We start from the raw sequence: 12,884 nt of genomic DNA on the forward strand, positions 1-12,884 counted from the left end.
AGTATGAGATAATAAGAGGGTAATTATGAATCAAAATAGTGCAGAAATTAATAATTTAAAAATTTTGGGTTATACAATAGGTGAAACGTCTTCCTATGCCTTACAGATGATTTCATCCGATGTTCCGGAAATAGGGGAGTATGTATCAATATATAATGAAGGAACAGAAATATTAGGAATGATTGAAAATGTAGTTCGTGGAAATTTGATTACTAACGAATTAAAAGAATATGGTGCGGTTACCAATATAAAAGAGTTTGAAAGTGAAGACGAAATATACACAATTTCATCAATAAAAATCTTAGGCGATACCAGGAATATGCAGATACCAAGACGACCACCAAAACCATTAACCGAAGTATATAAGACTTCCAAAGTAACACTTGATAAAGTATTTTCTAATGGCAAATTAGAAATTGGAAAATTGATATCATCAGATATAGATGTTTCTTTAGACGTAAATAAATTATGCTCTAGACATTTGGCAGTTTTAGCGATAACAGGGCAAGGTAAATCAAATACAATTTCAGTTTTATTGGAGCAATTTAAGAAATTAAACGCTACAATAATAGTTTTTGATATGCACCGTGAATATTTAGATATGGAAAGTTACAGCACAGATTTAAAAATAAATCCGATTAAACCAAAAATAAACATTTACAATATGCACCCTGATTCACTAATGAATTTAGCCGGTGTAGACCCTGCAGCATCTATTCAAAGGTCATTTGGTAGACGTGCAATAATTGGTTTAAATAAAGAACATGAAGAAGTTGAATATAATAGCGTAGAGGAGTATATAAATACCATAATAACTAGAATAGAAGTTTATGCGGATATGGACGAATATAAAAACAAATTAGATAGTTTAATAACATTAAAAATGAGATTTGAAGATTTATTGGCGTATAAATCAAAAATTACTGCAATAAACTACAATCCTATTTCAGGCATTAAAGAAAATAGAATTAACATTGTAGACATTAGCGAACTTGATGAGGAAAGTACGGATTTAATAATATCTTATTTCTCAAAAGAAATATTAAAAGACAGGAAAAAATCATTTTGGAGCACAAAAACTGCAAATCCTATATTTATAATATATGAGGAGGCGCATTTGATAATACCACAAAATAGACCTACAAAATCAAAAGTGCCTATTTCTAGAATTGCGAGAGAAGGTAGAAAATTTGGAGTTGGTATTTGCCTTGTTTCTCAACGTCCTAAGACACTTGACCAGGAGGCACTCTCACAATGCAATAACTTTATAATATCAAAGATAATTGAACCAAAAGACCAAAGATACATTCAACAGGCTTCCGAAAGTTTAAGCGAGGATTTAATTGCCCAATTGCCGTCTTTAAACGTTGGTGAAGCTATTGTATTGGGCCCATCCCTTAAAATACCCGCACTTATAAAAGTAAACCGTTTTAATGGAGTTTATGGCGGTGAAGACGTAATGTTTGATGAATTATGGGGAAAAAGCGAAAATGATTTATCAAATAAAACTTTGGGAAAAAGTATTTTTGAAGATGAAGAAGATGAATTATAGGTTAAAATAAGTATAAAATAAGTATAAACTAACAATAACTTTTTAAATAATTTATTATTTTATTATTTACTATTATTTTATTATTTACTATTATTTTATTATTATGTTAAATATTTCAATTCAATTATATTGGTAACATCAGTATTAAAGGTAATATAAACGGAACTAGAGCGCTTAATATAACCCCGTGCACGAATGAAAGCATTGTATACTCATTACCACCAAATTTAGCCACTACAGGCATTGTAGAGTCCATTGAAGTTGCACCGCCCAATGTTATGGCACTATCCTTTGGAAATTTTTTTATGACTAATGGGTAACCCATCATTGTAAATATTTCCCTCATAAAATTCATTAAAAATGCAATAAGCCCGAATTCTGTTGAATAAGTTGCTATTGTAGGTCCGGCTAAGCTGTACCAACCTACGCTAGTAGAAATTGCCAAACTATACTTTAAAGGAATACCAAAAAGTGGTATTGCAATTATTGCAGAAACTATTGCCCCGAATATAGTTATTGCAGGTAGTATCAAGCCCATTTTACCTACGTGCCTTATACTTTTTAATCCATCACTTTTTGCCAAATCTACCCCAATTAAAAATACCATAAGATAGAGCATTAACTCATAGGTATTTCCAAAATCCATCGACGTATATTTACCTACGGCATATCCCACAATCAAAGCCAATAACATAATATGAGTAAACGACAATTTATTTGTTATTTTCTTTAGAGTTGAATTTTTAGACGTGAATTGTGATTTTATCATATAATCATCCTTTTATTTAATTTTTAAATAATTTACGTGTTTTCATTTTATTCATTATAACTGTGGCAATTATAAGAGTTACAAACATCGTTAAAATACAAAACTCTAATGAAGTTATAACTGTAGATATCGCATTTGTCTCCATTTTTCCTGTGGAAACACCTATGAAAAATACCAATAAAATTAAGGTTAAATTTATAATATTGGATAAATTTTTGTCCTTTAATTGTTTTCTAAAGATATATCCCAACAATACCCCTGATATCAAAATTAACATGATTATCATAAGATACCTACCTCGTGTTTAATTAAATTCATATAATAAAATCTATATAATAATGATATATTTATTTTAGTTTTTTAGGTATGTGGCTTTAAATATATATAGATAATTATATATAATTTCCAAAAGTAATTATCATTTAATAATGAAATAATGAACTATTCGTAAAAATAATAAAAAATAATACTGAAATAATACAGTAATAACAATATAATAATTATTTTAAAACAATTTACAAAATATTAATTTAAATAGGGGGCATATTATGATAGAAATCATAACCTTTCAAGAAGTTAAAAGTAACGACAAACATATTACAGAAGTTATGTATGAAAAATTTTTAAAAGAATTAAAAGAAAAATACCCTAAAATGGAAATAATATCTGAAGACTATGACGAAGAAGTTGACGAAAATAAAAATAATGGAACAAAATTTTATACAAAAATCTTAGAAATGAAATTAACTTTTGAAACATTTACGGAATATATAAAATTTTGTATGGAGCAGGGTGCTGATTTAGAAGTAATGAAACCTTCAAAAATAACTATTAGTTCAAAAGAGTTCGGGGAATTGTTATTATATATAATTGAATTTTTTAACAAGATACAAGCACGATATGATATTAGTTATTCTGTTGAATCAAAACCTGATATTGAATATACTATCGAAGAGTTAAAAGAAGGAATTTACGATGAAGATGACATATATGACTTTATAGATGATGGATATATTGACACCAAATTTGTTTTAAAAGGATTTGGAAAAAGTGAAAAAGAAGTCGTATCCAACATATTAAAAACTATTAGCGAAGATATGTACGTTAATAAAGTTATTACACAACCTATGGAACTTGAAAACAACAGTGCAGTTGGAAATATGCCAAAACCTGGCTTTTCTGGATTAATAGCACTTGAAGTATTTGGAAAACCTTTTGAAATAGTAGAATTTACATACAAATACTTACCTGTTACTGTGAAATTCCAAGATAAAGATATAGAATTAGAAATTAACGAAATACAAGATATTGGAAATGACTTGGGTGGTGCAATATTTGAATTGTCCCACGCTGCAGCAAATATGTAAGATATAAAATTGCCATACGATTGTTATACGATTGTTATGAAATTATATTTTATTTCCAATATTTACTTTTTTATGATAATTAATTATTTAAAGGAAGTTATGATATTAGATATTATCATAAATATAATTATTAATTTCAATTATTAATTTAAGTATAAACCAATTATTCGTATCATTTAGTGATTAATTCATAATATGGTGATAAAGTGCATCCTTCAATAAAACATATGCGTGAAGATAGATTACCGCACATATTCTGTGCAGGTTGTGGAAATGGGATTGTATTAAACTGTTTTATAAATGCTATGGAAAGGCAGAAATTAGATACCGATGATATAATAGCAATTTCAGGAATTGGGTGCTCTTCTAGAGTTCCAGGATATTTAAACTGTGATTCATTGCACACTACCCACGGTAGACCTATTGCTTTTGCTTTGGGGACAAAAGTAGCAAGACAAGACAAAAAAGTAGTTGTATTTACAGGTGACGGAGATACGTCTGCAATCGGTGGAAATCACTTTTTACACGGTTGTAGAAGAAATATCGATATGACCGTTATTTGCATTAACAACAATATATATGGTATGACAGGAGGGCAATGCTCACCTACAACGCCACACGAAAAAAAGGCAACTACAGCACCTTACGGAAACCCTGAAAATCCATTAGATTTATGCAATGTTGCAAAAGCTGCGGGTGCTTCATATGTTGCTAGATGGACAACAGCTCATCCGATACAGCTTGCTAATTCAATCAAAAAAGGAATGGAAAAGAAAGGTTTTGCGTTCATTGAAGTCGTTTCACAATGTCCTACATACTACGGTAGGTTTAACGTTTCCAAAAAACCTGCGGAAATGATGACCTACTTAAAAGATAGTAGTTTAAGAGCTGCTAAAGCTGAAAAAATGAGTCCTGAGGAATTAACTGACAAAGTAATTATCGGAGAATTCCAGGATATTGAAAAACCAGAATACATCGAACAATTGAAAAAATTACAAGATTTATAAGTAATTTTGCATAACTAGTGTATTAAATTAATAGATTAATAAAATAATAAAGTAGTAAATAAATAATATATTAAATAAATAATATAACTAAGCTATTGAGTGAAATTATGAGAAAAGAAGTAAGATTTTCAGGATTTGGCGGTCAAGGTATCATATTAGCCGGTGTTATATTGGGTAAAGCCATATCATTATACGGCGGTAAAAATGCAGTTCAAACACAATCCTACGGTCCAGAAGCTAGGGGAGGGGCTAGTAAGTCCGAGGTAGTAATATCTGAAGAAGAAATAGATTTTCCAAAAGTTATATTGCCTGATGTACTTATATCGATGTCACAGCCTGCTTTTGATAAATATGGTGAAGAGATAAAAGAAAATGCTACCATTTTAATCGATAAAGACCTTGTAAGTGTTTCTGAAGAATATGAATCAAAAAACAAGGTTTACAAAATCCCATTTACCGAAATTGCAAATAAAGAAATTGGTTTGGGAATTGTTGCAAATATTGTTATGCTCGGCTCCTTAACAAAAATATTGGATGTAGACCCAGAAATAGTTAAAAAAGCCCTTTTAGAAAGTGTTCCAAAAGGTACGGAAAAGAAAAATACCTTGGCCTTTGAAAAAGGGTACGAATACATTCAATAATATTAATAAATTTTAATAAAATATTTTTTTAATTTTAGATTTCTTTCATATATTATATTTATATATTATATTTATTTTTTAGTTATTTTTTATTTTATCTTAATTTATCCTTATTTTTTTTTATTTTTTAGTTGTTTATTTGCTCATATATTATGACTTATTGACGAGGTAAGTATTATATATGTTAAAAATCATAAATAAGTGTAATAGATTTGTGTAATAAACTTATGTAATAACTAATTGTATAACCAAAAAATAGTCAGATTGTGAAACCATGGCTTCAAGAGACTCTCAAATACCAATAATATTCATAGGCCTAATTATTATAATTTTAACCGTTATTCCGTTTATATTTATGACTGAAAAGTCTAAAACCGAAACTTACGATTATAAACTTAAAGAATTGAGTGTAGTATCCTATGAAACCTATGAAAGTGATGGAAAAGTATATTTAACATGTAATCAAGTAGTTTCAGAATTAGGAAATAGATTACATGATGAATTAGATAGAAATAATAAATTAGATATTTGTAAAATAGTTTGGCTTTCAGCTAATGAATTTGAAAATCTTGAAAAATGTACCATATTGTCGGAATACAATAACTCGGGTAAGATGATTAATTACTATAAATTTGAAATTGAAAGGCAAAATTTTGAAGTTTTAAAATTAAACAATATTTCAAAAAGCGAATACTATGGAAATTTAGAATACTACTACCCTAAAATTATGAGTTTAGGAGAATTAGAGGTATACTATAGATAAGCATAACCAATTATAGTTAATTACGGAATTATATATTAAAAATACATGAAATGTAAATTTAAGGCATATAAATTTAATTGAATAGATATTTAAATAATTATGTCGTAATAGAGAAGTAGTAAAAATATAAAATAACCATAACGTGAAAATTGGAGGCTTATTATGGTTACCGTTATACCCCTAAACGAAGAAGAAAAAGCAAGCGTCATAAAAGGACTTAGAAGTGCCGTTCCAGCTACAAAATTAGTTACATTAAAAAGATTGGTCGACCTTACTGAAGCTAGACCTGAATCATTTCAATACATGGATATGTATGATAAAAGGTCACTAAACGAAATTATAACCAGTATTGAATATATCATAGCCTATGATATGGATGAAGTCATTAAAAGAGAAGCTATGGTGACTTTGGAAAAAGTTAAAAGGACTTTAGGTATTAAATTCTTTAACAGTTTGACATTGTGTAATAAATGTAACAATATCATTGATGTAGGATGGGAACACTGTATACATTGTGGTACCAGTACTGAAAATATGGTATTTGAAGATGTAGAATACTGTAAAGGTTGTTCAAAGCCTATTTTACCAGATTGGGTACATTGTGCACATTGTGGTATTGAATTGAAGAAAAAAGAAAATACCATTCCAAAATGTAGAAAATGTAGGAGAGAGGTTGACCCTACATGGCTCGTTTGTCCATTCTGTGGTGCAAAATTAAAATAATTTAACTTATATTTATTTTAAGTTCTTATTTTATTATATTATTTTATTATATTATTTTATTATATTATTTTATTATATTATTTTTTAATTCTTAGTTTTTATATTTAGTATTAGATTTTAGTTTTTTATCCAAATATCATCAATAATTTCATTATTTGTTGATTTTAATATAATATAATTTTTAAAATCATGTATGGCATTTAAATAAATACCATAAGCGTCATAAGGACTTTGAAAATGGCTGAAATAGTTGTGAACATCTTTATCACTTGAAGATTTATTACACATATAATAGAAGTTATCACTAGTTTGTAAATTTTTATACAGTAAATATTCCTGAGATTCTTTAGAGTACTCGAAGAAATTTATATAATTTTTCAGACTTTCTAAATTTTGAAAAGCTAAATCTTGCATTTTGTTCCCTAACCAAGCGCTTGCATCTCTCTCCATATCTGCCCAGGAAATGGTATTATGCTCAAATACATTTATAATACCGCGAGGGTTACAATTATCTAATATATCAGAAGGAGTAGCGTATTCTATGTTTTCCAACATTGCTAATTGTTCAGGTAATGCAGTCAAAAAGTCAAAAATGCCACTTTCTTTAGTATGATGCTCCCCAATAGTTTCATAATCCATATAAAGGTTTACACAATCACCATTGCAACCATTTATCCAATTTGCATATTTTTCAGCTGTTAAAGGATATTCAGACCAATCATTTGATGAAAATCTAAATCCAATGTCATCGCTTAAGCTGTAGTTTCTAAGTAATACTTTTAAACCAGAAAGAGTTTTATATAAATAGTTTGGAGAGCCATATTCTAAAACTCGGTCAACACCTTCAGTAAATATGCCTTTAAAGCCCAAATTCTCGACTATTTTTGCAACCCTGTTATTATAAATTAATTCGGTATTTCTAAACACTTTTGGCTCGTATTTAAATAAATCCTTTGTCATATGTTGGTGCTTTTTTATTTCTTCGGTAAATTCCTCTTCGGAAATAAAACAACTTAAAGAGTGATAATATGTTTCAGTCATTAATTCAACGTTTTTCGTATCAACCAAATCTTTAAAGATGTCTAAAAGATAATTATCGTATTCTAAAGCTTGTTCTATAAAAGTACCAGTTATACTAAATGAAACCTTTATATCATGCTCATCTATTAAATCTAACAATAAATAACTTGCAGGATAGTATGATTTCTTAGATACAGACTTAAAAAGCTCTTTATTTAGATTTATATCCATATACCTGCCCCATAAATCCATATCATTATTTATAAATTTATTCAACCGATGTGGTTGGTGTACTTCAAAATTAAAAGATAAATACATTAAATTCGCCCCCTGAATTTAATATTTGATAGTATTTAGTAAAAATAAAAATAAAATATAAAGTAGTTAAAATTAAATTATTGATTTTAAATTATTATTGGTATTATTGGTATTATTGACATTATTGGTATTTTCGTTATCCTAATTATTCCAAATATTATTAAATTCTTTCAATTATTTCTGAAGAACTATCATTTTTAGAATCTAATTTATTTTTAACAGCTTTTTTATAGACTTTTGAAGTATTATACGCTATATTATCCCAGCTATAATTTAATAAATCGTTTTTGGCATTATTAATTATATTATTTCTAAATTCATTATTTTCAAGTAATTTAGATATTGCTACTGCCAGCTTTTTAGGATTTTTTGGCTCAACTTTGATTCCATTTTTTGAATTTACAATTTCCGAGAGCCCACCTGTATTGCTAACTACGATTGGGGTTTCTGAAGCCATGGATTCCAGTGCAACCAAACCAAAAGGCTCATATATTGAAGGAACTACACAAATATCCGCACAACAGTACAATTTCTTCAATTCGTCCCCATTTTTAAAGCCCGTGAATATCATATTGTTATTACAACATAGATTTTCGGAAAGAGATTTTAAATAATCGTGTTGAGAGCCTTCACCCACCAATACTAGCTTTAAATTTTTATATTTGTCAGCTAATATCCTAAATGCGCGTATAAGATAATTAACTCCTTTTTGATGCTCTAAACGACCAACGTATAATAACATATAATCGTCATTTTTTATACCTAATTCGTCTCTAAATTCAGATAATTCATCAGAATCTTGGTTAATACAGTATTCACTGAGATTAATACCATTATAAATTGTATGTATTTTATTATCGGGAGCGCTAAATATACCACATAATTCCTTTTTTGAAGCATTACTTACAGTTATTACTTCATCAGCTTCAAAAACACTTAGGAACTCCATTTCGTTTATTATTTCGGATATTTTTGAATTAATACCACTACAACGCCCATATTCTGTGCTATGTATTGATTGGACATAAGGTTTGTTTAATAAGTATTTTAAATTTATTCCGACTTTCGATGTCATCCAATCATGGCAGTGAATTAAATCATATTTATCTATTTCTAAATCGCCTAATTTCTTCTCCATTTCACTAGCCATTAGTAGTGACCATGATAGGAAATCTTCTCCCTCTTTTATCATTGGTTTTACACGGTAAATGTTAACTCCGTTTACTAGTTCAGGTTTAGAACTGTACATAACTTCCCCAGTAGTTATAACATCCACTTCATGACCCATTTTAACCAAAGCCTCTGCTAAATTCTTACAATGGATGGATAAACCCCCTACGATTAATGGGGGATATTCCCACGTTAACATTGCTATTTTCATCCTATCCCATCCCTAAATTTTAAATTTAATTAGTTATTACTTGTTAATTATTGATTATTATGTATTGCTTATTGATTATTTAGTTCAGTAGCTAATTTTAGTAAGTTTATTAATTTACTATTAATCAGCCAATGATAAATTTTTGAATTTTTGAATTTTTGAAAATATAAATTAAAATTAACCCATTATATATTTTTTAATTAAAACTTTTTATTATTAACGATATTTTTCATTTTTTAAAATGCGTTTAAATAAATGCGGGATTTATAAGTGCTAACATTATATATGACGAAGATATAAATTAAATTAAGAAGGATAAAATAAAAGATGATAAATTAACTGTAATTATTAAAACTATTCTGTATTTAGATTTTAGATTTGATTTTAGTTCAAATGTGCCTGCGAGGTAAATTATGAAAGGGATATACAAGTTCAATTTTGATAATGTACTTAAAGATAAGATTGGGGAAACTGGAATATCTGTCGATGAAATTGACGAATTAAGAGATTTTACAAATTTAGCAAAAGCAAATGTAACAAAAAAATATGAAAAAGGGGACTTAGGGTTTATTGAAGTTTTAAATGAAGATTTAGAAATATATGAGGAAGTAAAAGAATTATCAAAAGAATTTGACTACATAATAATCATTGGAATTGGGGGTTCCATTTTAGGTTCAAAAGCTATACATCAAGGTATCTATGGTTCTAGTAATACATATCATCCAAAAGTTTTTTATTTGGATAATTCAGACCCTGAAAAGATTTACGAAACCTTAAAAGCGGTAAAATTAGAAAAAACTTTGATATTTGTCATTAGTAAGTCAGGTAATACGGTAGAAACTCTCGCAAATTACTTTGTAATCAAAAAACACATGGATAAAAATAATATTACGCCTGCGAAACCGAATTTTGTTGCAATAACTGGTGGCGGTCTTTTGCAAAAAATAGCGGATAAAGAGGGTTATATGTGCTACAAAGTACCTGAAAACGTTGGAGGTAGGTTTTCAGTTCTTTCAGCGGTAGGACTTGCCCCATTAGCTTGTTTAAACGTGGATATTCACAATCTAGTTAAAGGAGCTAAAAAAATGAACGATATTTGTCAGACTGACAATATATTTAGAAATCCCGCGCTATTGAATTCGTTGATACATTACAAAATGGATAATACAGGTAAAAAAATATCACTTATGATGCCATATATTGGTAGATTACATCAATTTGGAATGTGGTATAGACAACTTTGGGCGGAAAGCTTAGGAAAAGACGGTAATGGACAAACTCCCGTTATAGCTTTAGGGGCTACAGACCAGCATTCGCAACTACAATTATATATGGATGGACCAGAAGACAAAATTATGACATTTTTAAAAGTAAATACTTTTAAACAGGATTATTCAATTGAAACAGATTACGACTCAGACCTTAAAGGACATAAACTATCTGAATTGATAAATTCAGAGCAATTGGGTACTGAAAAGTCAATTACTGAAAAAGGAATACCAAATGTAAAAATTACCCTTAGTGAATTAAACGAATATACTCTGGGAATGTTAACATACGCATATGAACTTCAAACCGCTTATAGTGGAGAATTATTCTGTATAAATGCTTTTAATCAGCCGGCTGTGGAGCATGCTAAAAAATTATCTCACGCTGTTCTTAAAGGAAGTATTAAAGAAAAATCATACAATGAAATAAAAATTGAGTAATTTAAAAAATTTAAAAGCAAAAATGATTTAAGAAATGATTTAAGAAATGATTTAAAAATTTGAGGGGATAGATTGCCATTTAAAAATTTGAATGATGTAAAGGAACATTGTGAAAATTTGGAAAATATAGCCATATTTTTAGGTTATAATGCAAACGTAGATGCTTTGAAGTATATATCCAGTAAAAATGATTTATACGAGCTTTTAGATGAAAAGAACAATATTGGCGATGTAAAAATTGATATTGATAAGGTAATTGAAAATATGGCAAGTTACCCTCGAGAGATAAAAACTCCCGAGGAATTCTTAGCTCGTCTAATTTTAGCGATGAAATCAGGAAAACCCGTAGAAATACCATTAATAAGTGCAAATTTATCCCCGAATTTTAAAAAATGGTTAGAAGATTTAAAATTTAATGAAAAGAGAATTGGTGGGCAAGTTGGAATTATTGCTAATTTGCTATCACTATTAAACTTGGAAAAAATAATAGCCTATACGCCATTATTATCTAAAAAACAAAGTGAAATGTTTGAAAATAAGGGTAATCATGCCAATATATTCTATCCTGTTTTAAAAAAGGATGGAAAAGTCTCGCTAACAAATATAAATAACGCATATAAGGATGATGAAACCAAAATAAACAGAATTTTCGAATATAAAGAGTTTGATTTTGAATTTAATAACGAAAAAATCGACATACCTAGAGCAAATCGTTTAATTCTTGCTTCTCGTCCTGAAAATTTACGTATTGATATATCTGAGGATATAAAAAAGGAATTACCCGAAATGGGTAAAGATATTGATTGTGCAATTGTTTCAGGATACCAAAGCATTAAAGAAAAATACTCTGACGGAAAAACTGATGAATATTACTTTAAAAGAGCAGTTGAAGATATAAAATTATTAAAAAGCAAAAATCTGGATTTAAAGGTACATTTGGAATTTGCTTCCGTTCAAAATCCTTTGTTACGTAAGAAAATTGTCGAATATCTGTATCCTGTTGTAGATTGTGCAGGATTAGATGAAACAGAAATAGCCAATATATTGAATTCGTTGGGTTATTCTGAATTAAGTGAAAAAATACTAAAAGATAGCAGAATAGAGGATGTAATAGAGGCTTCGAAAATAGTTCTTGAAAAGTATGATTTAGAAATGATACAAATCCACACGATTTTCTATATTATGTTTATTTGTAAAAAAATTGAAGACAAGGCTAAAAACGACATTAAAATTGCTCAATTGAAAAAATCTTTGGAATTTGCTACAATTTTGGCGTCCTCCAAAGCTAAAAATGGTTTGATAACTAGCATTGAAGATTTAAAAATGGGTTTGGATACCCCATATAATCAGTACGGAGACTTATTGATAGATTTAGTCTCCAATATTTCGAATTCTTCAGAATTTACTGAGTATAATATCGTACTTGTTCCGTCAAGAATTGTAAAAAACCCTAAAAGTACGGTAGGACTTGGAGATACCATATCTTCTGGTGCTTTCGTTAGTTACGTAGCAGATTTAAAAAATAATAATGTATTATAAAATAAAATTAATATAAATGAACATAAATAGATATAAATAGATATAAATAGATATAAATAGATATAAATAGATATAAATAGATATAAATGAACATA

The 12,884-nt window shown here is 28.5% G+C and carries 12 protein-coding genes; 8 read left to right on the forward strand and 4 right to left on the reverse strand.

Features of this window, described 5'->3' with window-relative positions; all coding sequences use genetic code 11:
- The first annotated feature begins 25 nt into the window (after positions 1–25).
- The gene (locus M2325_RS05105; RefSeq protein WP_209591023.1) at positions 26–1,552 is read left to right on the forward strand and encodes a helicase HerA domain-containing protein; all 1,527 of its coding nucleotides are present in this window, start codon (positions 26–28) and stop codon (positions 1,550–1,552) included.
- 124 nt (positions 1,553–1,676) lie between these two features.
- On the opposite strand, the gene M2325_RS05110 is transcribed toward M2325_RS05105, so the two are convergent.
- Positions 1,677–2,321, reverse strand: coding sequence for a LysO family transporter (locus tag M2325_RS05110; RefSeq protein WP_209631737.1), 645 nt, complete (start codon positions 2,319–2,321; stop codon positions 1,677–1,679).
- A gap of 16 nt (positions 2,322–2,337) precedes the next feature.
- Positions 2,338–2,607: a LysO family transporter gene (locus tag M2325_RS05115; RefSeq protein ID WP_209591025.1), complete on the reverse strand. Its 270-nt coding sequence runs from the start codon at positions 2,605–2,607 to the stop codon at positions 2,338–2,340.
- Between the two features lie 262 nt (positions 2,608–2,869).
- On the opposite strand from M2325_RS05115, the gene M2325_RS05120 reads away from it, so the two are divergent.
- The 5 genes from M2325_RS05120 to M2325_RS05140 all read left to right on the forward strand — a co-directional run bounded on the left by M2325_RS05120 (position 2,870) and on the right by M2325_RS05140 (position 6,822).
- Entirely contained in the window at positions 2,870–3,688 is an 819-nt protein-coding gene (locus M2325_RS05120; RefSeq protein ID WP_209591026.1) for a hypothetical protein, read from the forward strand.
- A 206-nt stretch (positions 3,689–3,894) separates the two neighbouring features.
- Positions 3,895–4,695 (forward strand): 2-oxoacid:ferredoxin oxidoreductase subunit beta, encoded by an 801-nt coding sequence (locus M2325_RS05125; protein WP_209591027.1) that lies wholly within the window; start codon positions 3,895–3,897, stop codon positions 4,693–4,695.
- Positions 4,696–4,802: 107 nt separating this feature from the next.
- The gene (locus tag M2325_RS05130; RefSeq protein WP_209591028.1) at positions 4,803–5,336 is read left to right on the forward strand and encodes a 2-oxoacid:ferredoxin oxidoreductase subunit gamma; all 534 of its coding nucleotides are present in this window, start codon (positions 4,803–4,805) and stop codon (positions 5,334–5,336) included.
- A 274-nt stretch (positions 5,337–5,610) separates the two neighbouring features.
- Positions 5,611–6,099: a hypothetical protein gene (locus M2325_RS05135; protein WP_259051738.1), complete on the forward strand. Its 489-nt coding sequence runs from the start codon at positions 5,611–5,613 to the stop codon at positions 6,097–6,099.
- 162 nt (positions 6,100–6,261) lie between these two features.
- Positions 6,262–6,822, forward strand: a complete 561-nt coding sequence (locus tag M2325_RS05140; protein WP_209591030.1) for a double zinc ribbon domain-containing protein — start codon at positions 6,262–6,264, stop codon at positions 6,820–6,822.
- Between the two features lie 117 nt (positions 6,823–6,939).
- On the opposite strand, the gene M2325_RS05145 is transcribed toward M2325_RS05140, so the two are convergent.
- Together M2325_RS05145 and M2325_RS05150 are read right to left on the reverse strand one after the other, a co-directional pair.
- Positions 6,940–8,160: a glycoside hydrolase family 57 protein gene (locus M2325_RS05145; RefSeq protein ID WP_209591031.1), complete on the reverse strand. Its 1,221-nt coding sequence runs from the start codon at positions 8,158–8,160 to the stop codon at positions 6,940–6,942.
- Positions 8,161–8,320: 160 nt separating this feature from the next.
- Complete coding sequence (locus M2325_RS05150) at positions 8,321–9,541, reverse strand: glycosyltransferase family 4 protein (protein ID WP_209591032.1); 1,221 nt, start codon at positions 9,539–9,541, stop codon at positions 8,321–8,323.
- Positions 9,542–9,954: 413 nt separating this feature from the next.
- On the opposite strand from M2325_RS05150, the gene pgi reads away from it, so the two are divergent.
- Complete coding sequence (gene pgi, locus M2325_RS05155) at positions 9,955–11,250, forward strand: glucose-6-phosphate isomerase (RefSeq protein WP_259051747.1); 1,296 nt, start codon at positions 9,955–9,957, stop codon at positions 11,248–11,250.
- Positions 11,251–11,322: 72 nt separating this feature from the next.
- The gene (pfkC, locus tag M2325_RS05160; protein WP_209631733.1) at positions 11,323–12,789 is read left to right on the forward strand and encodes an ADP-specific phosphofructokinase; all 1,467 of its coding nucleotides are present in this window, start codon (positions 11,323–11,325) and stop codon (positions 12,787–12,789) included.
- Positions 12,790–12,884 lie beyond the last annotated feature (95 nt).

The sequence above is a fragment of the Methanococcus voltae PS genome, from assembly GCF_024807035.1.
Taxonomy (GTDB): Archaea; AGJL01; Methanococci; order Methanococcales; family Methanococcaceae; genus Methanococcus; species Methanococcus voltae.

Bases quoted from the DNA above. Each gene is read 5' to 3' on its own strand.
- M2325_RS05140 (WP_209591030.1), top strand. From the start codon at position 6,262: ATGGTTACCGTTATACCCCTAAACGAAGAAGAAAAAGCAAGCGTCATA.
- M2325_RS05150 (WP_209591032.1), bottom strand. From the start codon at position 9,541: ATGAAAATAGCAATGTTAACGTGGGAATATCCCCCATTAATCGTAGGG.
- M2325_RS05110 (WP_209631737.1), bottom strand. From the start codon at position 2,321: ATGATAAAATCACAATTCACGTCTAAAAATTCAACTCTAAAGAAAATA.
- M2325_RS05130 (WP_209591028.1), top strand. From the start codon at position 4,803: ATGAGAAAAGAAGTAAGATTTTCAGGATTTGGCGGTCAAGGTATCATA.
- M2325_RS05115 (WP_209591025.1), bottom strand. From the start codon at position 2,607: ATGATAATCATGTTAATTTTGATATCAGGGGTATTGTTGGGATATATC.
- pgi (WP_259051747.1), top strand. From the start codon at position 9,955: ATGAAAGGGATATACAAGTTCAATTTTGATAATGTACTTAAAGATAAG.
- M2325_RS05145 (WP_209591031.1), bottom strand. From the start codon at position 8,160: ATGTATTTATCTTTTAATTTTGAAGTACACCAACCACATCGGTTGAAT.
- M2325_RS05120 (WP_209591026.1), top strand. From the start codon at position 2,870: ATGATAGAAATCATAACCTTTCAAGAAGTTAAAAGTAACGACAAACAT.
- M2325_RS05105 (WP_209591023.1), top strand. From the start codon at position 26: ATGAATCAAAATAGTGCAGAAATTAATAATTTAAAAATTTTGGGTTAT.
- M2325_RS05135 (WP_259051738.1), top strand. From the start codon at position 5,611: ATGGCTTCAAGAGACTCTCAAATACCAATAATATTCATAGGCCTAATT.